The sequence below is a fragment of the Streptomyces sp. NPDC007901 genome (assembly GCF_042959465.1).
Classification (GTDB): Bacteria; Actinomycetota; Actinomycetes; order Streptomycetales; family Streptomycetaceae; genus Streptomyces.
Map to the genome: position 1 here is coordinate 298,256 of NZ_JBIBKW010000010.1, position 26,913 is coordinate 325,168.

A 26,913-nucleotide genomic window follows, 5' to 3' on the forward strand; every position below is an offset into this window, starting at 1 on the left:
ACCGGACCACCCGGCCCGTGGAACTCCCGCCCGCACCCTCACTGAGCTGCAGAAATTACCTCCACTTGGCCGTCGTACCGCAAGCTGTGCTGCGTCGCGCGCCGGTGTGACGTACGCCTCGGAAAAGTTGTCCGGGATCCGGCCGAACGTTTCCGGGGCCCGCGGCGTCGTAGGAGAAACGCGGTGAGGGGGGTGGGTTGTGCTGCGCAGAAAGGCCCGCCGCGCCCAGGGGGACGAGCACGGGGATCCTCTGGACGCGGACCAGGAGCGCCGGGTCAGGGCGGTGCTCGCGCTGGGCGGTGTACCGCAGGCGGACCTGCTGGACGGGGTACAGCAGGTACGTCTGCGGTTGCTGGAGCGGGCCGCGAGCGGCCAGGAGGCGCCGCGGGACGTCTCGGCGTGGGCGGCGGTCGTCGCCTCCCACCTCGCCATGGACTGGCACCGCGCCAAGCGCCGCCAGGAACGCCTCGGCGAACGGCTGGCCTCCCTGCGCCCGCCCGACCCCGCCTCCGGCGAGGACAGCCGTCTGCTCTCCGTCGCCGTCGCCCGCGGCCTGGACGAACTGCCGGACGCCCAGCGCCGGATCCTCGTCCTGCGCTTCTACGCCGACCTGCCGGTGCGCGGGATAGCCGAGGAACTCGGCATCCCCGAGGGCACCGTCAAGAGCCGGCTGCACACGGCGGTACGGGCCCTGCGCGCCCGCCTGCACGAGGACGAGGTGGTGTGAGCATGACCGCCGAACACGACGCACACGACGCACACGACGCACACGACGCACACGACGCACACGACGAGTACGACGGCCGGGACGACGACTTCGACGCCCTGTTCGCCGTTCTCGCGGAGGAGCCGCTCACCGACGGGCAGCGCGCCGATGCCGCCTTCATGGCCGAGCACCGGGCGGCCGCCGCCGACGTGGCGCTCCTGCGCGAACAGCTCGGGATCATCGCGGACATCCTCGCCGAACCCCGCCCCCGGCCGCAGTCCGCGCCCCGGCCCCGGGTCCGCCCGGCCGGGCGCCGCAGGCCCTGGCAGCACCCCGGTGTCCGCGGGCTCGGCTTCGCCGGCGCTCTCGCCGCCGCGTTCGCCTCGGCGGTGTTCGGCCTCGGCTGGCTCGTGTCGAACGGCGCGGACAGCAAGAGCGCGGGCAGCAGCGCCGACAGCGCCGCCGGCAGCACGGCGGGCGGCGCCAAGGAGTCCCTCGACGGCGCCCGCTTCCTGGCCTGCGCCCGGCTCGTCGTCGAGGGCACGGTGACCGGGGTCCACGAGGTCCCGCACAGCGGCCGGGAACGCGTCACCCTGAAGGTGACCCGCGCCTACAAACCGGCGAAGACCGCCGAGGAGGTCGACGTCCTGTTCGAGGCCGACGCGGACAGCCGGATCCGGCAGGGTGCCCTCGTCCTGGTCGCCGTCCGGGCCGGGCAGCAGGTGCCCGACCGGTACGCGGTCGGCGAGCGGGAGATCGCGCCGCAGCGGGCCCGGATCGTCCGCGACCTGCCCGAGTCACGCACCCTGACCTGCCAGGAGTAACAGCTGGAAGAGACGGCGAAGGGGCGGGCGCCCCACAGGACGCCCGCCCCTCCCCGGTATCGCTGTGCCTTACGGCGTGACCTTCTCGATCTTCACGCTGCCGATGCCCGCGACCGTGCCGCGCGCGTTGACCAGCTGGACCTGTCCGAAGAACTCACGTCCCTCGGGGGCCGCCGCGGCCGCCGTGACCTGCCCGGTCACCGTGGTGGAGGCACCCGTGCCGAGCTGGACCGGCGTCGAGCCGTCGACCGTGACGCTGCCCAGCGCGGCGGAGAAGAACACGTCCCGGTAGTCGTAGTCGGTGGAGCCGGACGGCACCGAGTAGCCGACGACCTCGATCGTGTAGGTCCCGGCGGCCGGCGAGGCGATGGAGACCGCCTCCTCCGAGTCGCCGTCGGCGGACTGCGCGACCTGCTTGCCGGACGCGTCGTACACGGTCAGGTCGAGGTCGGCCGCCGTGTCGGAGACGTTCCCGATGGCCACGTCCAGCGAGGTGGCGCCCTCGGGCACGGTCACCGTGGTGGTCTGGGTCTCGCCCTCCTTGATGGCGGGGCGGGCCGTCTTGGAGGAGCCGAGCGGACCGCCGACCAGCTTGCCGTCGAGGGCGGCGAACTTGTTGGTCACCTTCCAGGACGCGGTGACCGGGGTGCCGACCTTGGCCTCGGGCACGGTCACGGTCTCCGGGTCGAAGGCCGCGCCGAGCACGGTGACGCCCAGCTTGTAGGGGTTGTCGAGCAGCGGCGAGGTGCGGCGCGCCTCGACCTCGATCTCCCAGACGCCGGCCTGCGGGTCGGCGTACGACCGCACGTCGGGCGTGCAGCCGTTGCCATTCAGGTAGTTGTTGTAGCAGTACGGGGTGCCGGTGTTGTCGACCGGAACGCCGTACGGGTGGATGGCGATGAACCGCGTCTGGCTCTTGTCGGCCAGCCCGCTCATCGCGACCTCCAGCGAGGTGGCGCCCTCGGGCACGGTCACGAAGTACGAGGTGGAGCTGTTGCGCTGCACCGAACTCGACTTCGTGTACGTGTAGTCGACCGGGGTGGAGACCACGACCGTGGTCAGGATCTGCTTGTCGACGCCCTCGGTGCGCGGGTCGTCGACCTCCAGGATCGCCGACTTGATGCCCGCGCTCCGCGGCTGCGCCTGCACCTTGACCGTCACCGGCTGGTTCAGCGGCAGCTTCACCTCGTCCGGACCGAGGATCCTGAAGGTTCCCTCGGCGTTGTTCTCGAAGGACAGCTCGTGCCAGAGCGCCTTGTCCGAGCCGGAGGTGCGGGTGACCGTGACGTCGTACGTCTTCTTCTGCCCGGCCTTCAGGCCGCCTTCGCGGTCGTAGAGGCCGGTGCCGAAGCCCGGGGTCTTCAGCGCGTAGTCGATCGCGGTGTCGACCGGCGCCTTGACCACGTAGTCGGAAAGCACAGCGTCGTGCGCGGTGGCGTGGTCGCGGATGGCGTCCCAGGCGTCGACGATGTCGATCCGGCCCGCGCCCTCCTCGTAGGCCTGAACACCCTTGATGTGGTGGGCGGTCGAGGTCAGGGCCGTGCGCAGGCCGGCGGGGGAGAGGGCGATGCCCTTCTGCTTGGCGGCCGACAGCAGCAGTGCGGAGGCGCCCGCCGCCTGCGGGGAGGCCATCGAGGTGCCCTGGAGCATCGAGTAGCCGGCCGGCAGCGAGTAGCCCGCCTCGGCGACCGGGGAGCCCGGCAGCCAGGTCTGGGTGCTGTTGATCGCGGCGCCGGGGGCGACCAGCGTCGGCGTGAAGCCGCCGTCCTCACGCGGGCCGCGCGAGGAGAAGGGCAGCAGCTGGTACTTCTTCGTCACCTGGGAGCCGTAGTTGGCGGCCCAGGTCTCCTTGGAGATGGCCGCGCCGACCGAGATGACCTTGTCGGCGAGACCGGGGTCGCCGATGGTGTTGGCGCCGGGGCCGGAGTTGCCGGCCGAGATGACCAGCTGCACGCCGTAGGTGTCGATGAGCCGCGTGTACAGCTCCGCACGGGCGTTGTTGCCGTCGTTCAGCGCCGGGAGGCCGCCGATCGACATGTTCACGATGTCCACGCCCCGGTTGGCGACCAGGTCGATCATGCCCTCGGTGAGGGCGACGTTGGTGCAGCCGCCGGTCCAGGTGCAGGCGCGCGAGGAGACGATCTTCGCGCCCGGTGCCGCGCCGTTCATCTTGCCGCCGAACAGGCCGTTGGCGGCGGTGATGCCGGCGACGTGGGTGCCGTGCTCGGACTCGATGACGCCGATGTTGACGAAGTCGGCCTTCTTGCCGACCCAGTCCCCGCCGTACGGGTCCATCGGGACGTCCTTGCGGATCTGCACGACGAACGGCTGCCGCTCGACGACGTCGGTCGCCGGGTTGTCGGTGCCGAAGTAGCCGACCTGGTAGCCGTCCTTGTACGGCTTCATCGGCGTGTCGTCGGAGAAGTCGTTGTTGTTGTTCAGGTCGACCGTGACGGTGCCGGCCGCCGGGTCGTAGAGCACGCCCCAGCTGTCGGTGGTGTCGCCGTCGCGGTTGGCGTCACCGGCCGCGTCGCCGCCCGCGGTGTACGACTCCTTGAAGGTACTGATCTGGTACGACCCGGCGGGCGCCGTCCAGCTCTTGCCCCCGTAGGTGAAGCTCGGACCGGACACGGCCGTGACCATCGGCCGCCAGGTCTGGTCGCTGTCGACGATCGGGTCGGTCGACGTCACCCAGTCGACGATCTTCCGCTCGCCCGTGGTGGTCTTCTGCAGCGCCGGGTGGCCGAGGTCCACGCCGGAGTCCAGGATGCCGATGGTGATGCCCCGGCCGTCCGCCTTCGGGTGCTCCTTGACGAAGTCGACGGCGCCCGTCTCGAAGGAGGGGTTGTACGGGTTCTCGGCGGGGGTGTTCTTGCTCGGCCCCGAGTAGGTGGCAGTGGTTTTGGTGGCCTTGGCGCCGGTCCCGCTCACCGTCGGGTCGTCGAGCGGGATCTCCTGGCGCAGGTCGATCGCGTGCACCGAGGACAGCTTCGCGGCGGCGGCGATCGCCGAGTCCGCCCGGCCGGTGGGGACGGTCGCCCGGACGTAGCCGAGCTTGTCGTACGTACGGCCCACCGAGCCGCCCTTGACCGCGTCCAGCTCCTCGGCGACCTGCTCGGTCTGCCCCGGCGCGGTCGCGATCATCATCGTGACATTCTTGGCGCCCGCGGACTTGGCCTCGGCGAGCAGTTCGGCGTCGTCCGAACCGAGCTTGTCGTGGGCCGACTTGGTGCCGGGGTCGGCGGTGGCGGCGGCGGAGGACGGGATCGCGGCGGCGGCCAGGGGTATCGGTCCGGCGGCGGAGAGCGCGGCGACGACACCGACGGCGACGGCCATCCGGCCCAGGCGTCTGTGGCCCGGTATCGGGTCGTGCTGGGGGCTGAGGGTCATCTGCATCCCTTGTAGGTAAAGGAACGAGCGTGGAACGACCGGGCATGTGCATGTCCGGCGGCTAGGCGCACAGCTTTCCCCAAGGGAACGATCTTTTGGGAACGTTGACCGAATCGATATGAACGTATGGGGAAAACCCCCGGTCCGACCGCGGAAAACCCGGTGGCCGTCGCGGGGTTCGCGCCCTACCGTGCGCATGTGCGCGAGAAGCTGAGGGTGGCGGCCTACGCCGTGTGCGTCCGTGACGGACAGATCCTGCTGGCCCGGTCGCCCGCCGCCGACGGCACTCCCGAGTGGGTCCTGCCCGGCGGCGGCATGGAACACGGCGAGGACCCCTACGACACCGTCCGCCGCGAGCTCATGGAGGAGACCGGCTACCGCATCGAGGTGACCGGCCTGCTCGGCATCGACTCCCGCCGGCACCGCTTCGCGCGCGAGAACCTGCTGACCCGCGTCACCGACCACCACAGCGTGCGGATCGTCTACAGCGGCGAGGTCGTCGGGGGAGAGCTGCGCAACGAGGTGAACGGCTCCACCGACCTGGCCGCCTGGCAGGACCTGGACGCCGTACCGGCCCTGAGGCGCGTCGGGCTGATCGACACGGCCCTGCGGCTGTGGCGGGAGCGGCCGGCCGCGGGGCGGTTCGCGGAGGAGCCGTCGTAAGCGCCGTCGTAAGCGCCGGAGACCCCCCTACCCCGGCAGATGAACACGGAGTGACCGGGCCCCGGACGCCCGCAATCCGCTCCATGGCCGGTCCCCGTCACACCTGATCCACGTACGGTGATCGGCGCTGCGCGTTGCCGCCGCGTTCACGCGCAGGTCATCCCCGGTGCCAACGATCCAAAGTGAGCGGGAAGTTCGCGGAAGCGATCGCCCGCGACCACTGCCGGACGCGTTCGTACTCGGGGAGATCGCGCCATGTCGCGCATACGCTCTGTCGCCACTTCCGCCGCCCAGAAGGGCCGGGAGGCACTGGAGATCAACCGCCGTACCGTGCTCGCCGCCGCCGGAGCCGTCTCGCTCTCCGCGGGCGTCGGCTACGCCCTGCGCCCCACCGACAGCCAGGCGGCCCCCGCCGTGACCGAGGAGCAGCAGCCGGTCGCCGAGGGCCGCCAGGCCGCCGCGGCACCCCTCGCGCCGTACACCAAGGGCACCACGCTCGCCTCCGTCGCCGCGCCCCGGAACAGCTCCGGGTACCGCCGGCTCGGCGACGGCGCCGGCTGGAAGCGCGTGCTGCGCTCCGATGTGGCCGCCGCCAAGTCCGGCCGGGCGAGCCGCCGTACGGCACTCGCCGCGTTCGTGCAGTTCACCGACCTGCACCTGATGGACGTCCAGCACCCGCTGCGTCTGGAGTTCCTGCGCGCCCACGACCCGCACGCCTGGCGCCCGCACGAGGCGCTCACCGTGCCCGGCGCGATCTCGCTCGTCGAGCGGGTCAACGCGCTGCGCGGCGCCCCGGTCACCGGCTCCCCGCTGCACTTCGTGATGACGACCGGCGACAACACCGACAACAACGCCCACTCCGAGCTGGAGTGGTTCATGAAGGTGATGAGCGGCGGCCGGATGACCCCCAACTCCGGGGACGCCAAGCACTACGAGGGCGTGCAGAACAGCGGGCTGAAGCTGTACTGGCAGGCCTCCTCCACCGTCCGCGACGGCGACAAGGCGCTGGGCTTCCCGCACCTCGCGGGCTACCTGGCCGCCGCCATCCGCGAGGTGCGGAGCCCCGGCCTCAACCTGCCCTGGTACTCCACCGTCGGCAACCACGACTCCCTGCCGCTCGGCTGCTTCGGCTCGCACGCCGACCCCTACCTGGCCGCGGCCGCGGTCGGCGGCAAGAAGCTGATGACGGTGACCGACGCCGAGGCGAAGAAGCTCCAGGACTCCATCCGCACGGCCCAGGACCCGGGGGGCGCCGGCTACCGCGACTTCCTCAAGGCCCACGCCCGTTCCATGCGGTCGGTCACGGCGGACGAGAAGCGCGCCCCGTACACGGTGACGGACTACCTGAAGGCCCACCTGGACCCGGCCCACCAGGGCCTCGGCCCGGTCGGCCACGGCTACTCCTCGGCGAACCTCGCCGCGAAGACCCAGTACTACGTCTTCCGTATCTCCGACGACGTCATCGGCATCAGCCTCGACACGACGGACGCGGGCGGCCACTACGACGGATCGATCGGCTCCACCCAGCTGGCCTGGCTGGAGAAGACCCTGAACGAGAACAAGGACTCCTACGCGGTCGTCTTCAGCCACCACACCAGCCAGACGATGACCAACACCCGCCCCGACCCGGCCCACCCGAGCGACCGCCGCCACACGGGCGCCGAGCTGGTCACCCTCCTCAACCGCCACGCCAACGTGCTGGCCTGGGTGAACGGCCACATCCACCGCAACCTCATCACCCCGCACAAGGCCTCGAACGGCAACTCCTTCTGGGAGATCACCACGGCGTCCCACGTCGACTACCCGCAGCTGGCCCGCGTCGTCGAACTCGCCGACAACAAGGACGGCACGATCTCCCTGTTCACCACCCTGATCGAGTCGGCGGCCCCGCACCGCACCGACTTCTCCGACCTCTCCCAGACCGGCCTCGCCGCCCTCTACCGCGAACTGGCCTTCAACGCCCCGGGTTCCAGCAAGGTCCTCGGCGGCGACACGGTGGACCGGAACACCGAGCTGGTGCTGAAGAAGGGGTCAACCACCCAGCAGTAAGCTTGGGTTTGCGCAACGGGCGTCACTGGCTGTGACACCGCGTTTGCGTCCAGCTCCGCCACGGCGCATGTGCTCCGGTGGTGGGGCAGGGGCCGTTGACTCGGCCCCGCTTCGCCACAACTCCCACGCTCTGGCGCGGATGTTGCGGGAGCTGTTCCGGTCCGCGTGATCAACGAATCCGCAGTTCCGGCACGCGAACCAAGCCTGCGAGACCCGGTTCGCCCTGTCGATGTGCCCACACTCGGCGCAGGTGCGGGAGGTGTACGCCGGATCGACGTACACCACCGGCACTCCCGCCTTGCGGGCCTTGTACTCGATGAACTGCCCCAGCTGAGCGAAGGACCAGCTGGAGTGGGCGGCCCGTTGGGACTTTCGAAGCCGTACCCGCTCGCGGATGCCCGTCAGGTCTTCCAGGGCGATCCCACGACCGGTGCTCCCCCACTGCCTCAAGGGCGTGGGAGGTACCCCCATTGCCTCGGCCACCACATGCTTCGCGATCTTGTGATTGATGTCCCGCGCCCTCCGCGCTTCCTTGCGCCTCCGCTTCTTCAGGCGGCGCTTGGCGGAGGGGGTGTTCTTCCTCTGCAGCTTGGTCCGCAGCGTTCGCTCCCGCACCCGGATACGGTTGATTTCCCGCCCGGCCGTGATCTCACCGTCAGACGTGGTGGCGATGTTCACGATCCCCAGGTCGATGCCGAGGAAATCCACCGGATCGTCGTTCAAAGGCGCTTCCGGCACCTCGCAGGTGGCGTTCAGGAACCACATTCCGTCCCGGCGCACCAGGTCAGATTCGCCCTTGCGGTACCGGGCCAGCGCGTCCAGTTGCTCCGGGGAAGCGGTGAACTCCACGTCCTTCTGCCGCCCGGCCGTTGTCCAGATCGAGATCCGGCACTGATCGGTCTGCCAGGACAGCATCCGGTCGTCGTAGGGCTGAGCGCTGTGTGGCCGGAAAACGACCGGCTTCCCGGCGGTCTTCCGGTACCGCTTCGAGCCCGGCTTTCCTGAATTGCCAGCCCTCGGGTTCGCCCGCAGCACCGCATACGCGTCGCACGTCTTCTTGATCACGTGCTGGGCGGCCTGCGCACCCAGACCCCACCGAGCCTTGATCTGACCATACGTGTGCTCGCGCAGCGCGAAATTTCGCTGCACGCCCTTCTCGAACGCCACACGACTGGCCCAGGTGGCCGCCTCATTGCAGGCGTGCAGGGTTGCCTCCAGCGCCGCCGCCTGAACAGGCGTCGGCAGCAGTTTCACCTGCACCACCAGCTTCACGATCACTGAACGTACGCATGTGTGCGACCGGCCACCGCGTGTTCGCAGATGATCACTCGACCGGGCGAACGGAGCTCTGCGGGAGAGGCTCGGTGACGAGGGCCCAAAAATCTTCGGCGGCGATGTCGAGAACCCGCGGCCGGCTCCGTCCCCGGGGTGCAGGCGACCACAATGGGTCGCACCAGCACCGAGGAGAACACCATGGCCAAGTACCTGCTGCTGAAGCACTACCGCGGCGCCCCGGCCCCGGTCAACGACATCCCCATGGACCGGTGGACGCCGGAGGAGATCTCGGCGCACATCCAGTACATGAACGACTTCGCTGCCCGGCTGGAGAAGTCCGGCGAGTTCGTCGACGGCCAGGCGCTGGCCCCGGAGGGGCAGTGGGTCCGGTACGACGGCGAGGGGCGCCCGCCGGTCACCGACGGCCCGTTCGCCGAGACCAAGGACCTCATCGCCGGCTGGATGATCATCGACGTCGACAGTCACGAGCGCGCCGTCGAACTGGCCGGGGAACTGTCCGCGGCCCCCGGGGCGGGCGGCAGGCCGATCCACGAGTGGCTGGAGGTACGTCCCTTCCTGGCCGCGCCGCCCACCGTCCCGGAGTGCCTCGCCCATGGATGAGGCCCTGCTCAGGAGCCTCACGCCCAGCGTGCTCACCGTCCTCGTCCGCCGCGGAGCCGACTTCGCGGCGGCCGAGGACGCCGTGCAGGAGGCGCTCGTCGAGGCGCTCCGCGGCCGGCCGGCCGGCCCGCCGCGCGATCCGAAGGGCTGGCTGGTCACCGTGGCCTGGCGCAAGTTCCTCGACGCGACCCGGGCGGACACGGCCCGGCGCCGGCGTGAGGACCGCGCCGACGAGGAGCCCCCTCCTGGCCCCGCGCCCGCCACGGACGACACCCTGCAGCTCTACTTCCTCTGCGCCCACCCCTCCCTCACCCCCTCCTCCGCCGTCGCGCTCACCCTGCGCGCCGTCGGCGGCCTCACCACCCGCCAGATCGCCCGGGCCTACCTGGTGCCCGAGGCGACCATGGCCCAGCGCATCAGCCGCGCCAAGCGCACCGTCTCCGGGGTGCGGTTCGACCGGCCCGGGGACGTCGCCACCGTGCTGCGCGTCCTCTACCTGGTCTTCAACGAGGGCTACTCCGGCGATGTCGACCTCGCCGCCGAGGCGATCCGGCTCACCCGGCAGCTCGCGGCCTCGATCGACCACCCCGAGGTGGCCGGGCTGCTCGCCCTGATGCTGCTCCACCACGCCCGGCGCGCCGCCCGTACCGCGCCCGACGGCAGCCTGGTGCCGCTCGCCGAACAGGACCGCGGCCGCTGGGACACCCGCCTGATCGCCGAGGGCGTCGGGATCCTCCAGACGGCCCTAGCCCGCGACCGGCTCGGCGAGTTCCAGGCACAGGCCGCCATTGCCGCCCTGCACGCCGACGCGCCCACCGTCGAGGAGACCGACTGGGTGCAGATCGTCGAGTGGTACGACGAGCTCGCCAAGCTGACCGACAGCCCCGTCGTCCTGCTCAACCGCGCGGTCGCCGTCGGCGAGGCCGACGGCCCCCGGGCCGGTCTGGCCGCCCTCGCCGGACTCGACGCGGCACTGCCCCGCCACACCGCGGTGGCGGCCTATCTGCACGAACGCGACGGCGACCCGGAGACGGCGGCACGGCTGTACGCCGAGGCGGCCCACCGGGCGACCACCCTCGCCGAACGCGACCATCTGACCCGCAGGGCCGCCCGGCTCAACGCTCACCGGAACGGCTGACACCGTCGTACGTTCCGGGATTCCGCTTGCCGATTTTTTTGCCCTCGGCCCGGTCGGCCCGGCGTCCGCCGACACCTCGGAGACGGCCGTTAAACCGCAGGTCAGAAGGGTGGCGGCGGCGATGTCCCGATGATGTTGACCGTGGGTCGTCGGACGCTCGCCGTGTAAATGAATCGGACTCCGGCACGAGACACGCCGTTCATTCCGATGAAACGTCCGTACCGCCTCATATCGGCTAACCCGCGGTTCCCGGGGATGGCTCGATATGGTGCAAGGCTGGTGATCGTGTGGGCGCTCGGCTCGGACTTCGTGTGCTCTCGGTCTACGAGGGTTTTTTCTCCGGGGGAGCCCGGATCGTGCACAGTGATGTGCTGCTGGGCCTGGTAGAGGGCGGACAGCAGTGGCATCGGGTGCTGAGTCTGCACGGTGAGGTCCACCGAGAAGCCACCACTCAGCGCATGGAGGACGACGCGTGTTACCGATCCCTCACGGCCGGCGGCATCGAGGTCACCTCGCTCGGCCGCAGCGCGGGCCTGGTGGACGGCACCGTCGCGGCGTCGGTTTTCAGCGGACCCGAGCTGGCCGATACGGCACGGGCGATGGCCGGCGCGGACGTCATCCTGTCGCTGAAGGAACAGCCGCTGGCCCTGCTCAACCAGGGCGGCCTGCCGCGCCGGCCCGTGGTGGTGTGCCTGCACCGCTCGGACCCGGAGAACCAGGGGCAGGCCCTGGACGAACTCAAGGCCGCCATCGCGGACGGCACCGTCGTGGCCTGCGTGTGCTGCGCCGAGTCCACCCGGGACGCGTACGAGGCCGCCGGGATCCCCGGTGAGCTGCTGCACGTGATCCCGAACGGGGTCGACCTGCTCCGCTTCCGGCCGGACGCGGCGGTCCGGCTCGCGTTCCGCGAGTCCCTCTCCATCCCGGCCACCGCGCCGGTCGTGGTCTTCGCCGCCCGGTACGCCGGCATGAAGAACGTGCCGCTCTTCCTGCGCGCGGCCCGGGCGTGGCTGGCCCGCGAGGGCGGCGGGCACGTGGTCATGTGCGGGGCCGGCATGACCGAGGACAACCCCGCCCTCTGGGCCGACATCGAGGTCGCCTTCGGCGCGGACCGGGCCGCCGTGGGCGACCGGGTCCACCTGCTCGGCGTCCGGCACGACATGGAGTCCGTGTACGCCGGCTCCGACGTCGTCGCCCTCACCTCCGCCTCCGGCGAGGCGGCGCCGCTCTGCCTGATCGAGGGCATGATGTGCGGGGCCGTCCCGGTCACCACGGACGTCGGCGACAGCGCCTCGATCGTCGAGGGGCACGGCCTGGTGACGCCCTTCGACCCGGACGCGATCGCCTTCGCCTGGTCGGCCGCCGTGGCCGAGCGGGACGCCTTCGCGCCGGCGCTGCTCGCGAGCCGCGAGCGGTTCAGCCGCACCCGGATGATCGCCGCCTACGCCGACCTGCTCGACCGGGTCGTCGGCGACGTGCGCGACGAACTCCGTCCGGGTGTCAGCGGCCAGTAGCACGCGGTACCGCCTGACCGTCCCCCTCACCCGGGGCGGTCAGGCGGGCAGCGGGTCCTCCCGTACGACGCTGTAGAGGACGCCGTCGCGCCATCGCCCGTCCCGGAACACGACACGGCGCATCACGCCCTCGCGGGTGAACCCGGCCTTCTCCAGGGCGCGTTGCTCGCCGAAGTTCTCCGACTCGGTCTCCGCCTGGATGCGTTGCACGGGGGTGTGCGCGAACAGGTAGCGGACCAGCAGGATCTGGGCGCGGGTGCCGACGCCCCGGCCGCGGGCCTCCGGTGCCAGAGCGATACCCATGCTCCAGCAGTACGACGTGGGGGCCGAGTCCAGCCTGCGCCAGGACACGAAGCCGTACGGGCCGTCGGACCCGGTGCCCCCGTCGACGATCAACAGGCCGCCGTCCGGGCCCAGCATGCCGTTCTCCGCCCAGCGGCGCCGGAACCGGCCGAGGTCCCGCCAGCCGAACCACTGGAAGGGGCCGGTCGCTTCGGGGTCGTCGAGGAACCGCTCCAGCAGGGGGAGGTCGTCCTCGCGGGCGGGGCGGAGTATCACGGAGGCGTCGTCGCTCATCGCCGTCACAGTAGTCGCAGGGCGGCGCGGGGCTTAATGGTTTGACGGCGGAGCGCGGTCTCGCGGATCGTTCCGCGCGATGACACAGACACGGACCGACACGCCCCCCGCCTGGGACGAGCGCACCCAGCTGACCACCTTCCTCGACTACGTGCGGGCCACCGCCAGGGCCAAGTGCGAGGAGGTCTCGGCCGAGGACGCGCGCCGGGCCCCGCTGCCGGGCTCCCCGCTGATGACCCTCTCCGGGCTGATCAACCACCTGCGCTGGGTGGAGTACTACTGGTTCCAGGTCGTCTTCCTCGGCGAGGAGGACCAGGGCCCCTGGACCGACAAGGACCCCGACCGCGAGATGCGGATCGCCGTCGACCTCCCGCTGGAGCGACTGCTGGGGGAGTACGAGGAACAGAGCGCCCGGTACCGGGAACTGGCCGCCGCCCACCCGCTCGACGCGAAGGCCGCGACCGCGCTCCGCGACGGCCTCCGCCCCGACCTGCGCTGGATCCTCCTCCACCTGATCGAGGAGACGGCCCGGCACAACGGCCACCTCGACATCCTGCGGGAGCTGGCGGACGGCCGCACCGGGGTGTGAGCACGGGAAAGGGGCCGTCGGTCCCCCTCCGAACCGACGGCCCCTTCCGGCCCTTCTGGTGCCCGGCCCCTGGTCAGCGGGGCAGCACCACGACATGGGCGGCCGGATCGCGGTCGTCGGCCGCCATCAGCGCCGTACGGACCACCGCCGCCTGCTGCTCCATCGCGTCCCGGAGCTTCCTCGGGGTGAGGTGGACGACCGTGATGCCGAGGCGCTCCAGGTGCTCGCGCTTGCGCGCGTACTCGGACCACATCGCGTCCTCGTCGTGGCGCGGTGCGCGGGTGTCCAGTTCGACGGCGACCGCCTGCTCGGGCCAGTAGGCGTCCAGGCCGCCCAGGTGCGGGCCGCCCGGCAGCCGCAGGTCCACGTTCCAGACCGGGTCGGGCAGGCCGTACTCGCGGACCATGCGGTAGAGGCGGTCCTCCGCGATGGCCCGGCCCTCGGCGACCAGCGAGTCCACCGCGTCCACCACATGGGGCCGGGACAGCAGCTTCGCCTGGTTCAACTCCCGGACCACCGCCGCCGGTTCGCAGTGGTGGCCGCGTACCGCCTCGGTCAGCAGCCGCCGTACCGCCTCCGCGTCCGTCAGGTCCGCCACCGCGTCCGCGAGGGCGCGCGGGACCGGCGCCACCGGGAGGCCCGTCACCGGCTCGGGGGTCGGCAGGGCGGCCGTGCGCAGCACCCGGACGTACGAGGTGGAGCGCAGCCGGCGCAGCCGGGGGACCAGCACGTCCACGTGGTCCAGGGAGAGCAGCGGCGGCGTGGAGGAGAAGCCGTGCAGGGTGAGGGCCGCCAGGCCCGTGATCATCGCGTCCGGGTAGACCGCGCGGTGCGGGGAGTCGGGGCTCGGCTGGGAGGGGACGCCCGGGGCCGGCTCCCGCGCCGCGAACAGCAGGGCCCCGTGCAGGCGTTCCTCACTGGTCGGCGGGCCGGGGTGGAGCATGACCACGCCCGGGAGCAGTTGCTGCCAGGGGCCGCCCGGGCGGCACTGCTCGGCGATCTCGGTGGCCGCGACGCCGTGGGAGCGGAGCTGGGCCGTGGTCAGCACCCGGCGGCGGGCCTCCGGGAGATGACGGAGGGGGCGGGGGGAGAGCGGGGTGTTGTGGGTCATGGCCTCGGGATTCCCGGGGCCGGCCGGGTCCTTAACCGGTGTTACGCGTTCGTCGATGAATACGGACAAGCCGGGGCTAAAGGGCAGGTGTTCGGATGCCGAGGAGGGGCCGGAAACCCCTGGTCCGGATGGGTGGGGGCCAGGGGTTACGGGCGTGATGGAATGAATTGCGTAACGGTCACCCGGCGGGCGAGCTATGGCCAAAGGTCAGCCGGTGACCGCCCGTGCGTCGCACTCCTGTCCGCGCAGCGCGCGGGCCAGGTCGTCGCGGGCCTCCAGGACCAGCCGGCGCAGCGCCGGCGGCGCGTCGGCGTGCGCCGACAGCCAGGCGTCCGTCGCCTCCAGCGTCTGCGGACGGTCCTGCAGCGAGGGGTACAGACCGCGCACCACGTCCATGCCGATCTGGATCGAGCGGTCCGCCCAGATACGCGCGATCACCTCGAAGTACTTCTCCGCGTACGGCGCAAGCAGGTCCCGCTGCGTCGGCTGGGCGAAGCCCGCGATGGTCGCCTCCACCAGCGCGTTGGACAGCGCCTGCGACTCCACGACCTGCGCCCACGCCTGCGCCTTCACGGCCGCCGACGGGCGGGCGGCCAGGCAGCGCACCTGGTGCCGCTTGCCGGACGCCGTGTCGTCCCGGGCCAGTTCGGCCGCCAGGTCGGACTCGTCGGCCGCGCCGTGCGCGGCGAGGGGTTCGAGGAACGCCCAGCGCAGCTCCTGGTCGACGTCGAGGCCGTCGATCGACGCGGTGCCGGCCAGCAGCTCCCGCAGCAGCCCGAAGTCGTCCTCGCCCGTCGCCGTCGACGCGAAGAACCGCGCCCAGGCGAGCTGGTGCTCGCTGCCCGGCTCCGCCTGCCGCAGCTCGCGCAGGGCGCCCTCGGCGAGCAGCCGCCCGGCCGCGTCCCGCCACCGGGGCGCCACATAGTGGGTCAGCGCCGAGCCCGCCCACGCCTGCAGCATCTGCAGCACGCCGATGTCCGACTCGCGGCCCGCGAACCGCAGCACCAGGTCGACGAAGTCCCGGGCCGGCAGCAGCGCGTCCCGGGTCAGGTTCCACAGCGCCGACCAGCACAGGGCGCGGGCCAGCGGGTCGGTCAGGGCACCCAGGTGGTCCCGGAGGGTCGCCAGTGACGTGTCGTCGAAGCGGATCTTGCAGTAGGTGAGGTCGTCGTCGTTGACCAGGACCAGCTCGGGGGCCTCGGCGCCGGCCAGCTCCCCGATCACCGTGCGCGGGCCGTCGACGTCCGTCTCCACGCGCGCGTAGCGCTCCAGCGCGCCCTCGGCCGTACGGCGGTAGAGGCCGATCGCGACCCGGTGCGGACGCAGCTCCGGGTGCGCCTCGGCGGCTTCCTGCAGCACCGCCAGCTCGGCCACCCGGCCCTCGCCGTCGAGCAGCACCTGCGGGGTCAGCGAGTTGACCCCCGCCGTCTGCAGCCACTGATGCGCCCACGCGCTCATGTCCCGGCCGCTGGTCTCCTGAAGGACCGACAGCAGGTCATCGAGCCGGGTGTTGCCGTACGCGTTGCGCTTGAAGTAGCGGCGGGCGCCCTCCAGGAACGCGTCCTGGCCGACGTACGCCACGAGTTGCTTCAAAACGCTGGCCCCCTTCGCGTACGTGATGCCGTCGAAGTTGAGCTTGGCGTCCTGCAGGTCGCGGATGTCGGCGGTGATGGGGTGCGTGGAGGGCAGCTGGTCGGCGCGGTAGGCCCAGGCCTTGCGGCGGTTGGCGAAGGTGATCCAGGCGCCGTCGAAGCGGGTCGCGCCGACATTGGCGAAGGTGCCCATGAAGTCCGCGAAGGACTCCTTCAGCCACAGGTCGTCCCACCACACCATGGTGACCAGGTCGCCGAACCACATGTGCGCCATCTCGTGCAGGATCACGTTGGCGCGGGCCTCGTACGACGCCTGCGTCACCCGGCCCCGGAAGATGTACTCCTCGCGGAAGGTCACCAGACCCGGGTTCTCCATCGCGCCGAGGTTGTACTCGGGCACGAACGCCTGGTCGTACTTCCCGAACGGGTACGGGTAGTCGAAGTGCTCGTGGAAGAAGTCCAGGCCCTGCTTGGTGACCAGGAAGACGTCGTCGGCGTCGAAGTAGGGGGCCAGGCCCTTGCGGCACATCGCGCCGAGCGGGATCTCCAGCGTCGAGCCGTCCGGCAGGGAGCGGCTGTAGGAGTCCGTCACGTAGTGGTACGGACCGGCCACCACACAGGTGATGTACGTCGAGATGGGCTTGGTCTCCGCGAACCGCCAGACACCGTCGGCGAGTTCACCGGCGCCGTTGCTCCACGCCGTCCACTCCTCGGGCGCCCGCACCTCGAAGCGGAACGGCGCCTTGAGGTCCGGCTGCTCGAAGCCCGCGAAGACCCGGCGGGAGTCGGCCGGCTCGTACTGCGTGTAGAGGTAGACCTCGCCGTCCTCGGGGTCGACGAAGCGGTGCAGGCCCTCACCGGTGCGGGAGTAGGCGCACTGCGCGTCCACCACCAGCTCGTTCTCCGCGGCCAGGTCCTCCAGGGCGATCCGGGTGCCGTCGAAGACCTCGCCCGGGTCGAGATCCTTCCCGTTCAGTGTCACCGCGGTCACGCTCGGTGCGATCAGGTCGGCGAAGCTGGACGCGCCCGGCTCGTTGCAGCGGAAGCGGATCGTGGTGACCGAACGGAAGGTGCGCGGCTCGGCCCGGCTCTCGCCGACGGCGGACCGTACGTCCAGCGCCACGTCGTACCCGTCGACGGACAGCAGGGCGGCCCGCTCCCGGGCCTCGTCGCGGGACAGATTCTCACCGGGCACGGGCGGCACTCCCTCGTCGTCGATACGCATCGTTGTCGGTACGCCGGAACAGCACCGATCCTCCCATGCGCCCCTGACGCCGGGCAGCCGGGAATGGGGTGGCGGGTGCCGGTGTTGCCGCTGGAAAACGGCCTTATTCCGAGGAGAACCATGTCCGAGACCGTGACCGGCTCCGGCAAGACCCCCGTCGACTTCTGGTTCGACCCGCTGTGCCCCTGGGCCTGGATGACCTCCCGGTGGGTCCTGGAGGTGGAGAAGGTCCGCGACATCGAGGTGCGCTGGCACATCATGAGCCTCGCCGTGCTCAACGAGCCCAAGCTGGACGAGCTCCCCGAGGAGTACCGGGAGCTGCTGGAGACCAAGGCGTGGAAGCCGATCCGGGTGGTCACCGCGGCCTGGCAGAAGCACGGCTCCGACATCCTCGGCCCGCTGTACACCGCGCTCGGCACCCGCATCCACAACAACGGCGAGGGCCCGACCCTGGAGGCCATCGCGGGCGCCCTCGCGGACGTCGGCCTGCCCGCCGACCTGATCGACTACGCCGACCAGGAGGACTTCGAGTTCGACGCCGAGCTGCGCGCCTCCCACAAGGAGGGCATCGACAAGGTCGGCCAGGACGTCGGCACCCCGGTCATCGCGGTCCCCGGCTCCGACGGCGAGCAGATCGCCTTCTTCGGCCCGGTCGTCACCCCCGCCCCGAAGGGCGAGGAGGCCGCCCGCCTGTGGGACGGCACCCTCGCGGTCGCCTCCGTCCCCGGCTTCTACGAGATCAAGCGGACCCGCACCAAGGGCCCCGACTTCAGCAACCTCAGCTGAAGGAGGCGGGGAGGGAGAAGCCGTCCGACCGGTTGAAGTAGGGCTGGACCCAGAGGCACTGCCCCTGTGCGGTCTTCCCCTCGCACCGCCAGAAGCCGTGCGCGCCCTTCTTCTCGTAGACCGACGCGATGTACTTCTCCTCCTCCTCGCTGACCCTGCGGAAGGGGTGCAGCTTTCCTCGGGGGCAGTTGGGACAGTGCAGGGTGGACACACCAGCCTCCCGGAGCGGTCCGGCGAAAAGGTCGGAACCGGGAGCATAGGTGCGCCGCCCTTCCCCGCGTGAGCCCGGAATCCGTCCCGCCGGGGCGGATTCCGGACGCGGCCCCATCTCCCGTAGCACCATGGGCACATGACGGAGATCGACACCTCGGTGCCGCATTCGGCGCGCATCTGGAACTACTGGCTCGGCGGCAAGGACAACTACCTCTTGACATCCTCTCCCTCTTAAAAGAGGGGGATTCCAACCCGGGTGGGTTGAGGTTCACGGGTGCTCGAACGGCTGGTGGCCGTTGTCACCCCTCCGGCACCGGCTGTGCGCCGGGGGCGGGGGATCCCGCCCTGTCCTGCCGCGACGTTGATACTTGCGTTCTCATCGGCATTGCAGGTGAACCCGCAGGACACGCAGACGAAGTCGGCTTGGCTCTTGCGCGACTTCTTCTCGATCCAGCCACAGGCGGAGCACCGCAACGACGTAAAGGGTGCCGGGACATCCTCGACCCGGCCCGGAGCCTTCTGCTCCGTGCGCTGCCTCAGCAGGCCCCAGCCCGGAGCGAGGATGGCCCGGTTCAGCCCTGCCTTCTGCCGGACATTCCTGCCTGGCTGCTCGACGGTTCCCTTCGCCGAACGGGTCATGTTCTTGATGTTCAGCTTCTCGAACCGGATCACGTCGTATGTGCGGGCGAGCATGGTGCTTGTCTTCTCGCACCAGTCCTTGCGCCGGTTCGCCTCGCGAGCTTTGAGTCTAGCGGCCTTCGCGTACGCGGCGGCCTTGAGAGCGCTGCCCTTCGGGGCCCGGGCTGCGCGGCGCTGGTGCTTGCGGATCTGCGCCTGTTCCTTGACCGTGAGCTGCGGGCAGTTCAGCTTGCGCCCGTCCGACAGGGCCGCCGTGATGGTCACGCCCCGATCAATGCCGACGGCCTTGCCCGTGCCGGGCGCGGAAGTCGGCTCGGGGATGACGGCGAATGCCATGTGCCACTGACCGTTGCGGTAGGTGACCCGGAACGTCTTCGCAGCGGGAAGCCGTGCGCCCTTGCCCTTGGCGCTGAGGCGGAAGCGGACCCAGCCGCAGCCGGGCACCTTGACCTGCGCCCACCGGCGGTTGAGTTTCTGCACGACCACCGAGCGGCCCATGACCTGCTTACCGGTCTTCTGGTTCAGCTTCGGGCTGCCGTCCGGTTCGTACTCAGGTACGCGGTCGGTGCCAATGACGCGAAAGCCTTCGTGCTGGTACTTCCTGCGCCAGGTAGGCTCGCCAAAGTCGGAGGCGAAGCGGGCGTTCTGGGCCTTGGCGAAATCCTTCAGGGCCTGCTGCTGCACGTCCGCGTTGCCGGCGGCCAGCCACTCGTTCTCCTGTCGGGCTGCGGTGAGCTGGCGGCATTGCTCCGCAAAACCGGGCGCGGACCTGCGGCCCGGCTTCCAGTGCGCGTGCTGCTCGACAGCCAGATTCCACACGTACCGGGCGTGCGCGCAGTGCAGAAGCATCTGCTCCGCCTGCGTGGGCGTCGGGTACATCCGGAATCATGACATGCCGCGAACCTAGCGACGACGTTCCTCGCTCGCGTACGCAATCGATCAGCATCACCCGGGAGAGTGACCGAGACACCCTGCCTTCCAGGGCAACTCCCGACCACAGGGCCCTCGACTCGCAGTCACCACCAACAGCTTGATTTCGCCCTCAGATCCGCGGATAGCGACGATGAATCGCCCTGCCGGTGACTCGTCCATCTTTGCGCGCTCCGGGGGAGCGCGCATTCACCCGGCCATGAAGGACCGGGCACCCCGCGCGGAAGACAGGACGGACCAAGGAGGCCAGGGTGGTGCTGCGCGGCGCGGCTCGTCCAATGCGTGAGATGGGCAAAAACGCCCACAGTGTGGGCGGCCTCTCCGATCAGAGGGGGAAGCCGCCCACTATCCGGACGCGTCCGGTGCGCGGAGTGACTACGCGGCCACGGGAGTGTAGTGCGAGGCGTCGCCCTCGATCGAGTAGCTCTCCTTGCCCTCGATGCCGACCGGGACGTCACCGGCGAGGGTCACCCGGTGCAGCCGGCGGGGCCGGCCGTCGTAGTTGTCGATGGCGTAGTGCTGGGTGATCCGGTTGTCGAAGACCACCAGCTGGTTCTCCGACCAGCGGTGGCGCAGGATGTTCTCCGGGCGGGTGACGTACGCCTGCAGGAGGTCGAGGATCCGGCGCGACTCGGACGGCGACAGGCCGACGATGCGCTGCGCGAACCCGCCGATGTACAGCCCGCGTTCCCCGGTCAGCGGGTGGACGCGGACCACCGGGTGGACCGTGCGGTACGTGATCGACGTGAACTGGGCGCGCTGGGCGGCCTGCTGCTCGTCGATCTCCTCGTCGGGGACGGCGTAGTCGTAGTCGTTCGTGTGCTCCGCCCACAGGGTGTCGGCCAGGGCCCGCAGCGGCTCGGGCAGCTGGCGGTAGGCGGCGGCCGAGCTGGCGATCAGGGTCTCGCCGCCGTACGGCGGGATCGTGATCGAGCGCAGGGTGGTGGCCTGCGGCGGGTTGAGGACGAAGGTCACGTCCGTGTGCCAGTGGTTGGCGGCCCGGCCGCGCTCGCTGTCGACCGGGAGGACGTTCGGCACGCCGTCGATCGAGGAGACCGTCGGGTGGGCGGTGGTGACCTCGCCGAAGGTGCGGACGAACGCCTGGTGGGTGTCGTCGTCGAGGTTCACGTCGTCGAAGACGAGCGCCTTGTGCGCGTTGAGGGCCTCGCGGACGGCGACGGCCGTCTCCTGGTCGAGGGGGCGGGAGATGTCGACGCCGGAGACCCGGGCGCCGATGTTCGCGGTGATCTTGGTGATCTGGAGGGACATGGCGGTTCCTTTCAGGCGAACACAGGGCTGGCGGTGTACTGGTTGGCGGGGCGGGGGAGGCCGTAGCGCTCCCGCAGGGTCCGGCGCGGGCCGTACTCCTCGCGCAGCAGGCCGCGGGCGCGCAGGATCGGGACGACGTGGTCGACGAAGGTCTCCAGACCGGACGGCAGCACGGGCGGCATGATGTTGAAGCCGTCGGCGGCGCCCTGGGTGAACCAGGTCTCGATCGCGTCGGCGACCTGCTCCGGCGTTCCGGCGAAGGTCAGATGGCCACGGCCGCCGCCGAGCCGCCCGATCAGCTGCCGCACGGTGAGCTGGTCGCGGCGGGCGAGCCCGACGACCAGCGTGTAGCGGCTCTTCGCCCCCTCGACGGCGTCCTCGGAGGGCAGGTCGGCGGGGAGCGGGCCGTCCAGCTCCAGGGTTCCGGCGGGCAGCTGGAGGAGCCGCTCCAGGTTGGCCACGCCGTGCCGGTGCACGATGTGGTCCTCCAGGAGCTGTTCGTGCGCCCGCGCCTCGGCCTCCGTCGAGCCGATCACCGGCACGATGCCGGGCAGCACCTTGAGGTGGTCGGGGTCCCGGCCGGCCGCGGCGGTCCGCGCCTTGAGGTCGGCGTAGAAGTCCCGCGCCTCCTCGATGGTCTGCTGCGCGGTGAACACCGCCTCCGCGTACCGCGCCGCGAACGCCTTGCCGTCCTCGCTGGACCCCGCCTGCACCAGCAGTGGGTAACCCTGCGGGGAGCGGGGCACGTTGAGGGCGCCCTCGACACGGAAGTACGTCCCCTGGTGCCGGGGCGGGTGGATCTTCGCGTCGTCGCCCCAGGCCCCGGAGGCCTTGTCGGCGAGGATCGCGTCGTCCTCCCAGCTGTCCCAGAGCTTCAGTGCCACGTCGAGGAACTCGGCGGCCCGCGCGTACCGCTCGGCGTGCGCGGGCTCCTCCTCGATCCCGAAGTTGCGGGCCGCCTCCGCGCCCGCCGTGGTGACGATGTTCCAGCCCGCCCGGCCGCCGCTGATGATGTCCAGGGAGGCGAACTTGCGGGCCAGGTTGTAGGGGGAGTTGTAGGAGGTGGAGGCGGTGGCGATCAGCCCGATGTGCTCGGTGGCCGTCGCCAGCGCGGTGAGCAGCGTCAGCGGTTCCAGAGCACCGGCGGGCCGCTGCGCGACACTGCCCCACAGATGCGGGCCGTCCGCCAGGAAGAGCGAGTCGAAGGTGCCCCGCTCGGCGGCCTTGGCCAGCCGCACGTAGTGCGCGAGATCGACATGCGCGTACGGGTCGCTCTCCGGGAGGCGCCAGGACGCTTCGTGGTGACCGGTGTTCATGAGGAAGGCGTTGAGGTGGAGCTGGCGGGTCATGGGGGTCCTTAGCTGTTCAGGCCGAAGCGGGGGTCCGGGAGCGCAGCCCCCGGCGGACGGTCACGCCACGTCCTCCGTGACGCCCAGCGCCGCCAGCAGCCGGCTCCGGTACTCGCCGCGGGGGCGGTCATGGTCGACGGTCAGGTCGAGGCCGATCCGCCCGCGCTCCAGGACGAGCACCCGGTCGGCGAGGACGATCGCCTCGTCGACGTCGTGGGTGACGAGCAGCACGGACGGGCGGTGCCGTTTCCACAGCTCGCGCAGCAGGTGGTGCATCTTGATGCGGGTGAGGGCGTCCAGCGCGCCGAACGGCTCGTCGGCGAGGAGCAGTTCGGGCTCGCGGACCAGGGAGCGGGCGAGCGCGGCACGCTGCGCCTCGCCGCCGGAGAGCTCGCCCGGCCAGGCCCGCTCCCGGCCGCCGAGGCCGACCTCGTCGAGCGCGGCCCGCCCCAGGTCGTGGGCGTCCTTGCCGTCCAGACCCAGCACCACGTTGTCCAGCACCCGGCGCCAGGGCAGCAGCCGGGAGTCCTGGAAGACCACCGACACCCGCTGGGGGGCGGTGAGTTCACCGCTGCCGGCCACCCCGTGGTCGAGTCCGGCGACCGCCCGCAGCAGGGTGGACTTGCCGGAGCCGCTGTGCCCGAGGAGGGCGGTGAACTGCCCGGCGGGCAGGTCGAGGTCGACGGAGTCGAGGACCGTGCGCTCCCCGAACGACCGGGTCAGGCCCCGGAGCCGGACGGCGGGGCGGGTCAGCTGCTCAGTGTGCGGCGCCACGACAGCACCCTCCGTTCGATGAGTCGGACCACGGTGTCGGAGACGAGGCCGAAGACGCCGTAGATCAGCAGACCGACGAGGATGATGTCGCTGCGCCCGTAGTTCTGGGCCTGGAACATCATGTAGCCGAGGCCGCTGGTGGCGTTGATCTGCTCCAGGACGACCAGGCCGAGCCAGGATCCGGTGACACCGAGCCGGAGTCCCACGAAGAATCCGGGCAGCGCGCCGGGGATCACGACCTCCCGGATGAACCGGAGCCTCGACAGGTCCAGCACCTCGGCGAGTTCGACGTACCGGCTGTCGATCGCGGACAGCGCGGCATGGGTGTTCAGGTAGACCGGGATGTAGACGACGATCGCGATGATGGCGATCTTGAAGGTCTCGCCGATGCCCAGCCAGAGGATGAACAGGGGGATCAGGCCGAGGGTGGGGATGGCGCGGTTGATCTGCACGGTCCCGTCGATCAGCGCCTCGCCGGTCCGGGTGAGCCCGGAGGCCAGGGCCAGCAGCACCCCGGCGGTCAGGCCGATCGCGAAGCCGTACCCGGCCCGCTCCACGGAGGTCAGGATGTCGGTGCGCAGCGTCCCCGCCGTCCACAGGTGGACGGCGGTGTCCAGGACGGTCCAGGGCGCCGGGATCGCGCCGGGGTCGAGTTGTCCGGCGGCGGAGGCGATGGCCCAGGCGGCGAGGACGACGAGCGGACCGGCCAGCCGGGCGGCGGGCAGCCGGCGGCCGGGGGAGAGCCGGCGGCGCGGCCGGACCCGGTGCGCCTCCTGCTCCGCGACGGGAACCGGCACGGTGCCGGTGGTCACGGCGGTCATTTCCGGTACTCCGCCGGTACGGCCTTCGCGGCGAGGGACTCGAAGCGGTGGTCGAAGAGCCCGGTGACGTCGGTCTTCTTCACGAAGCCGCCCTCCGCCAGCAGATCGGCGGTCTCCTGCTCCCACTTGATCGCCTCGTCCCAACTCGGCGGGAACAGCGGCTTGTTGGCGAGCTTGGTGATGCCTTGGGCCTGGGCGAGGGTCAGGTTCTGCGTCTTGACGTAGAACTCCTCGTTCCAGGTGTCCGGGTTCTCCCACTGCCAGACCAGACCCTTGGCCCACTCCGGGATGTACGCGGCGATCGCGGCGGCCTTGGCCTTGTCGTTCAGCACCGACTGCGGCGCCCACAGCAGGTTGAGCAGGTCGACGACGTCGGTGGCGATGGTGTGGGCGCCCTTGGAGCCGTACTGCTGGAGGTAGGCCGGCGCCTGGGTGTTGGCCAGCGGGGCTACGTCCACCTGCCCGGACTGCAGGGCGGTGAGGAACTGGTTGCTGGTCAGCGGGACCAGCTTCACGTCGTCGTAGGCGAGCCCGGCCTCCTTGAGCGCCCGCAGGAGTACGACCCCCTGGGCCTGCCCCTGCGAGAAGGCGAGCTTCTTGCCCTGGAAATCGGCGACCGTGCGGATGTCGCTGCCCGGCTTGGTGGCGAACAGATAGTTCGGCTTGCGGGTGATGTTGATCGCCACGATCTTCGCCGCGAATCCCTGGAACTGCGCCTGGATCGGCGGAATACCCGCGTTGTTCGCGAGGTCCAGGGACTTGGCGCGGAACGCGTTGATGACATCGGGACCGGCCCCGATGTTCACCCAGCTCGACACCGTGAACGGCAGCGCGGGCAGTTTCGCCAGCTTGAACTGCAACTGCTGGGTGCCCAGATAGGAGGCGATCTTCAGGCTGGTCCCGGCCGGGACCTTGGCGGCCAGCGGAGCCGTGGAGGCGGCCGCGGTGTCGGCGGCGGCACTGCCACCGGCGCAGCCGCCGAGCCCGGCCACGGCCGCCGAGGCGCCGAGCAGCGAGGTGAGGAAGAGCCGGCGGTCGAGGCCGGGGGAGGACGCAGAGGACATGGGAGGGCTCCGAGGGGAAAAGCAGCAGAAAGGCAGGGCGAATTCCCGGCGACAGAGGGCCGGAAAGAGAGATCTCACGCAGAGAGAAATGCGCGCTCGCAGCGCGTCAAGACGTCAGCAACAGAGGGTGCGACAGGTCATGAGCAGGATGTTCCTTGCCGTGTGCGATGGCTGTCAATATTCCGAGTTTCTGAATTAAATAAGCCGTGGTGACGCGCTCAGCGGATCCCGGTACAGCACGTCCAGGACCACCGAACCGCCCGCCACCGCCAGCACCGAGTCGCCGAAACTGGTCGGCGCGACCACGGCGGCGCGTTCCGGTCCGACCGCCTCCCGCAGCGCGGCGAGACAGTCCTCCCGGTACAGCACCCCCACCTCGGTGACGACCACGCTCTCCGGGTTGAGCACGTCGAGCAGCAGCGCCGCCGCCCGTCCGGTCAGCCGCGCCCGCTCCACCAGCAGCTCTGTGGCCGCCGGGTCACCGGCCCGCGCCGCCGCGAGGACGTGCATCGGGTTGCCGCCGTCGACGACCCCGGCCGCCCGGGCCCGCCGCACCAGCGTCCGCTCGCTCAGTTCCACCTGGAGACAGCCGGTGCGTCCGCAGCCGCACGGCTCGGTGCCGCCCGGCACCGGGAGATGGGCGATCGTGCCGGCCTGCGAGCGCGGGCCGTGGTGCACCTCCTCGCCGGTGGCGAAGGCCGCGTCGACCACGTTCCCGACGAACAGGTGCAGCACGCTCCGGCTGCCCCGGGCCCGCCCGAACAGCCGCTCCCCGTTGACCAACGCCCGGGCGTGCCCGTCCACATGGACCGGCAGCCCGGTGCGCGCGCCGAGCAGCTCGCGCACCGGCACCTCGCGCCAGCCCAGCAGCGGATGCTCGACGACGGTCCCGGAGTCCCGGTCCACCCAGCCGCCGACGGCCACCCCGACCCCCAGCGGCCGGCTGCCCGGCACCTCGGCGAGCAGCGCGGCCAGCCCGGCGGCGGCCCGCTCCAGCACCGCGCGGGGACCGGTGTCGCCGTGCTTCAACTCCCTGCGGACGACGACCCGTCCGCGCAGGTCGAGCAGCGCGACCGTGGTGTACGGCACGGCCACGTGCACCCCGCCCACCACGAACCGCGAGTCGTCCAGGTCGACGGGCACATGCGGCCGGCCCACGCCGTTCACCCGGCGCGGCGCCTCGGCCTCCCGGATCAGGCCGAGTTCGGTGAACCGGGCGCAGTAGTCGGTGACGGAGGCCGGCGACAGCCCGGTCAGCCGGGCGATGGTGGAGCGGGCCACCGGCCCGTGCTCCAGGACCGAGCGCAGGACCACACTGGCGCTGGTCCGCCGCCGGTCGCCGGGGGGAGAGAGGGGATGCGGGGGTGCCGCGGTACGGGGCATGGGAAACCGTCCTCGGGAACGGGGCCGACACGTCTCGTCTCGGGAGCCGAGGCGCGCCGGACGGTCTCCCGCCGCGCGGCCTCAGAGCGGCCGGCGACAGACGGCAGCCCCTTGCCGTCGCAGGTCGACATAGCGACGCGACGTGAAGTTCCGGGACTGGGCGACCATGTCCGGAAGCGTAGGCCAGAAACCTTGAATCCCACCAGAGTGCTGGGATTCGATTGGCGGAACTCCACAGGCCTGTTCAACGCCGTTGACGTGAGTGAAACATCTCTGCCTCAGTGATCGGTGTCACGCCGTACCGGGTGTAACCCACATCCTTTGTGGGGAGCCCACCAAGCGTCGCTTCCGGCCTTTGTCGACCGCTGACGTGTCCGGCTCAGACCGGCCGGGATAGCGTCACGGTGTTCCC

At 71.0% G+C, this 26,913-nt stretch carries 22 protein-coding genes and 1 pseudogene; 10 read left to right on the forward strand and 13 right to left on the reverse strand.

What is annotated here, in order from left to right; translation table 11 throughout:
• Positions 1-199 precede the first annotated feature (199 nt).
• Together ACFZDK_RS31055 and ACFZDK_RS31060 are read left to right on the forward strand one after the other, a co-directional pair.
• Entirely contained in the window at positions 200-727 is a 528-nt protein-coding gene (locus ACFZDK_RS31055; protein ID WP_390977232.1) for a sigma-70 family RNA polymerase sigma factor, read from the forward strand.
• Positions 728-729: 2 nt separating this feature from the next.
• Complete coding sequence (locus ACFZDK_RS31060; protein ID WP_390977233.1) at positions 730-1,530, forward strand: hypothetical protein; 801 nt, start codon at positions 730-732, stop codon at positions 1,528-1,530.
• Between the two features lie 69 nt (positions 1,531-1,599).
• Here the strand turns inward: ACFZDK_RS31060 and ACFZDK_RS31065 are convergent, their stop codons facing one another.
• Complete coding sequence (locus tag ACFZDK_RS31065; RefSeq protein ID WP_390977234.1) at positions 1,600-4,920, reverse strand: S8 family serine peptidase; 3,321 nt, start codon at positions 4,918-4,920, stop codon at positions 1,600-1,602.
• Positions 4,921-5,118: 198 nt separating this feature from the next.
• Here ACFZDK_RS31065 and ACFZDK_RS31070 point away from each other — a divergent pair, with 198 nt between their 5' ends.
• Complete coding sequence (locus ACFZDK_RS31070; RefSeq protein WP_359227062.1) at positions 5,119-5,583, forward strand: NUDIX hydrolase; 465 nt, start codon at positions 5,119-5,121, stop codon at positions 5,581-5,583.
• A gap of 255 nt (positions 5,584-5,838) precedes the next feature.
• Entirely contained in the window at positions 5,839-7,632 is a 1,794-nt protein-coding gene (locus tag ACFZDK_RS31075) for a TIGR03767 family metallophosphoesterase (protein WP_390977235.1), read from the forward strand.
• Here the strand turns inward: ACFZDK_RS31075 and ACFZDK_RS31080 are convergent.
• Positions 7,615-8,904: an RNA-guided endonuclease TnpB family protein gene (locus ACFZDK_RS31080; protein ID WP_390977236.1), complete on the reverse strand. Its 1,290-nt coding sequence runs from the start codon at positions 8,902-8,904 to the stop codon at positions 7,615-7,617. The two genes, ACFZDK_RS31075 and ACFZDK_RS31080, sit on opposite strands and share 18 nt — an antisense overlap.
• A 201-nt stretch (positions 8,905-9,105) precedes the next feature.
• Here ACFZDK_RS31080 and ACFZDK_RS31085 point away from each other — a divergent pair, with 201 nt between their 5' ends.
• The 3 genes from ACFZDK_RS31085 to ACFZDK_RS31095 all read left to right on the forward strand — a co-directional run bounded on the left by ACFZDK_RS31085 (position 9,106) and on the right by ACFZDK_RS31095 (position 12,180).
• Positions 9,106-9,528, forward strand: a complete 423-nt coding sequence (locus tag ACFZDK_RS31085) for a YciI family protein (RefSeq protein WP_355711863.1) — start codon at positions 9,106-9,108, stop codon at positions 9,526-9,528.
• Positions 9,521-10,666, forward strand: coding sequence for a DUF6596 domain-containing protein (locus ACFZDK_RS31090; protein WP_390977237.1), 1,146 nt, complete (start codon positions 9,521-9,523; stop codon positions 10,664-10,666). The genes ACFZDK_RS31085 and ACFZDK_RS31090 overlap by 8 nt, the downstream gene beginning before the upstream one ends.
• A 311-nt stretch (positions 10,667-10,977) precedes the next feature.
• The gene (locus tag ACFZDK_RS31095) at positions 10,978-12,180 is read left to right on the forward strand and encodes a glycosyltransferase (RefSeq protein ID WP_390977317.1); all 1,203 of its coding nucleotides are present in this window, start codon (positions 10,978-10,980) and stop codon (positions 12,178-12,180) included.
• Between the two features lie 39 nt (positions 12,181-12,219).
• Here ACFZDK_RS31095 and ACFZDK_RS31100 read toward each other — a convergent pair whose 3' ends face one another.
• Positions 12,220-12,756 carry a GNAT family N-acetyltransferase gene (locus ACFZDK_RS31100; RefSeq protein WP_390977238.1) on the reverse strand — a complete coding sequence of 179 codons (537 nt, stop codon included), beginning with the start codon at positions 12,754-12,756 and terminating at the stop codon, positions 12,220-12,222.
• 79 nt (positions 12,757-12,835) lie between these two features.
• Between ACFZDK_RS31100 and ACFZDK_RS31105 the strand changes: the two genes are divergently transcribed.
• Positions 12,836-13,345: a DUF664 domain-containing protein gene (locus ACFZDK_RS31105; RefSeq protein ID WP_390977239.1), complete on the forward strand. Its 510-nt coding sequence runs from the start codon at positions 12,836-12,838 to the stop codon at positions 13,343-13,345.
• A gap of 73 nt (positions 13,346-13,418) precedes the next feature.
• Here the strand turns inward: ACFZDK_RS31105 and ACFZDK_RS31110 are convergent, their stop codons facing one another.
• Both ACFZDK_RS31110 and pepN read right to left on the reverse strand, forming a co-directional pair.
• Complete coding sequence (locus ACFZDK_RS31110; RefSeq protein ID WP_390977240.1) at positions 13,419-14,456, reverse strand: hypothetical protein; 1,038 nt, start codon at positions 14,454-14,456, stop codon at positions 13,419-13,421.
• A 207-nt stretch (positions 14,457-14,663) separates the two neighbouring features.
• A complete protein-coding gene (gene pepN / locus ACFZDK_RS31115) occupies positions 14,664-17,243 on the reverse strand; it encodes an aminopeptidase N (protein ID WP_390977241.1) in 2,580 nt (859 codons plus the stop codon).
• 150 nt (positions 17,244-17,393) lie between these two features.
• On the opposite strand from pepN, the gene ACFZDK_RS31120 reads away from it, so the two are divergent.
• Complete coding sequence (locus ACFZDK_RS31120; RefSeq protein WP_390977242.1) at positions 17,394-18,059, forward strand: DsbA family protein; 666 nt, start codon at positions 17,394-17,396, stop codon at positions 18,057-18,059.
• On the opposite strand, the gene ACFZDK_RS31125 is transcribed toward ACFZDK_RS31120, so the two are convergent.
• Positions 18,052-18,270 carry a hypothetical protein gene (locus ACFZDK_RS31125; RefSeq protein WP_390977243.1) on the reverse strand — a complete coding sequence of 73 codons (219 nt, stop codon included), beginning with the start codon at positions 18,268-18,270 and terminating at the stop codon, positions 18,052-18,054. The two genes, ACFZDK_RS31120 and ACFZDK_RS31125, sit on opposite strands and share 8 nt — an antisense overlap.
• 138 nt (positions 18,271-18,408) lie before the next feature.
• Here ACFZDK_RS31125 and ACFZDK_RS31130 point away from each other — a divergent pair.
• Positions 18,409-18,483, forward strand: a pseudogene (locus ACFZDK_RS31130) (SAM-dependent methyltransferase); the annotation flags it as partial.
• Between the two features lie 20 nt (positions 18,484-18,503).
• On the opposite strand, the gene ACFZDK_RS31135 reads toward ACFZDK_RS31130, so the two are convergent.
• The 7 genes from ACFZDK_RS31135 to ACFZDK_RS31165 form a co-directional block, all read right to left on the reverse strand.
• Positions 18,504-19,790, reverse strand: a complete 1,287-nt coding sequence (locus ACFZDK_RS31135; RefSeq protein WP_390977244.1) for an RNA-guided endonuclease TnpB family protein — start codon at positions 19,788-19,790, stop codon at positions 18,504-18,506.
• A 426-nt stretch (positions 19,791-20,216) separates the two neighbouring features.
• Positions 20,217-21,110, reverse strand: coding sequence for a TauD/TfdA family dioxygenase (locus ACFZDK_RS31140; RefSeq protein ID WP_390977245.1), 894 nt, complete (start codon positions 21,108-21,110; stop codon positions 20,217-20,219).
• Positions 21,111-21,121: 11 nt separating this feature from the next.
• On the reverse strand, positions 21,122-22,459 hold the full coding sequence (locus tag ACFZDK_RS31145) for an NtaA/DmoA family FMN-dependent monooxygenase (protein WP_390977246.1): 1,338 nt from the start codon (positions 22,457-22,459) through the stop codon (positions 21,122-21,124).
• A gap of 60 nt (positions 22,460-22,519) precedes the next feature.
• Entirely contained in the window at positions 22,520-23,233 is a 714-nt protein-coding gene (locus tag ACFZDK_RS31150) for an ATP-binding cassette domain-containing protein (RefSeq protein ID WP_390977247.1), read from the reverse strand.
• Entirely contained in the window at positions 23,209-24,054 is an 846-nt protein-coding gene (locus tag ACFZDK_RS31155) for an ABC transporter permease subunit (protein ID WP_390977249.1), read from the reverse strand. Before ACFZDK_RS31155 ends, ACFZDK_RS31150 begins: the two co-directional genes overlap by 25 nt.
• Positions 24,051-25,118 carry an ABC transporter substrate-binding protein gene (locus ACFZDK_RS31160; RefSeq protein ID WP_390977250.1) on the reverse strand — a complete coding sequence of 356 codons (1,068 nt, stop codon included), beginning with the start codon at positions 25,116-25,118 and terminating at the stop codon, positions 24,051-24,053. The genes ACFZDK_RS31155 and ACFZDK_RS31160 overlap by 4 nt, the downstream gene beginning before the upstream one ends.
• A 195-nt stretch (positions 25,119-25,313) precedes the next feature.
• Positions 25,314-26,501 carry an ROK family protein gene (locus tag ACFZDK_RS31165; RefSeq protein ID WP_390977251.1) on the reverse strand — a complete coding sequence of 396 codons (1,188 nt, stop codon included), beginning with the start codon at positions 26,499-26,501 and terminating at the stop codon, positions 25,314-25,316.
• Positions 26,502-26,913: the final 412 nt, after the last annotated feature.

Coding starts and splice junctions, on each gene's coding strand:
- ACFZDK_RS31110 (WP_390977240.1), bottom strand. CDS start 14,456: ATGACCCACAACACCCCGCTCTCCCCCCGCCCCCTCCGTCATCTCCCG.
- ACFZDK_RS31155 (WP_390977249.1), bottom strand. CDS start 24,054: ATGACCGCCGTGACCACCGGCACCGTGCCGGTTCCCGTCGCGGAGCAG.
- ACFZDK_RS31140 (WP_390977245.1), bottom strand. CDS start 21,110: ATGTCCCTCCAGATCACCAAGATCACCGCGAACATCGGCGCCCGGGTC.
- ACFZDK_RS31085 (WP_355711863.1), top strand. CDS start 9,106: ATGGCCAAGTACCTGCTGCTGAAGCACTACCGCGGCGCCCCGGCCCCG.
- ACFZDK_RS31120 (WP_390977242.1), top strand. CDS start 17,394: ATGTCCGAGACCGTGACCGGCTCCGGCAAGACCCCCGTCGACTTCTGG.
- ACFZDK_RS31135 (WP_390977244.1), bottom strand. CDS start 19,790: ATGTACCCGACGCCCACGCAGGCGGAGCAGATGCTTCTGCACTGCGCG.
- ACFZDK_RS31090 (WP_390977237.1), top strand. CDS start 9,521: ATGGATGAGGCCCTGCTCAGGAGCCTCACGCCCAGCGTGCTCACCGTC.
- ACFZDK_RS31105 (WP_390977239.1), top strand. CDS start 12,836: ATGACACAGACACGGACCGACACGCCCCCCGCCTGGGACGAGCGCACC.
- ACFZDK_RS31145 (WP_390977246.1), bottom strand. CDS start 22,459: ATGACCCGCCAGCTCCACCTCAACGCCTTCCTCATGAACACCGGTCAC.
- ACFZDK_RS31075 (WP_390977235.1), top strand. CDS start 5,839: ATGTCGCGCATACGCTCTGTCGCCACTTCCGCCGCCCAGAAGGGCCGG.
- ACFZDK_RS31160 (WP_390977250.1), bottom strand. CDS start 25,118: ATGTCCTCTGCGTCCTCCCCCGGCCTCGACCGCCGGCTCTTCCTCACC.
- ACFZDK_RS31060 (WP_390977233.1), top strand. CDS start 730: ATGACCGCCGAACACGACGCACACGACGCACACGACGCACACGACGCA.
- ACFZDK_RS31065 (WP_390977234.1), bottom strand. CDS start 4,920: ATGACCCTCAGCCCCCAGCACGACCCGATACCGGGCCACAGACGCCTG.
- ACFZDK_RS31100 (WP_390977238.1), bottom strand. CDS start 12,756: ATGAGCGACGACGCCTCCGTGATACTCCGCCCCGCCCGCGAGGACGAC.
- ACFZDK_RS31165 (WP_390977251.1), bottom strand. CDS start 26,501: ATGCCCCGTACCGCGGCACCCCCGCATCCCCTCTCTCCCCCCGGCGAC.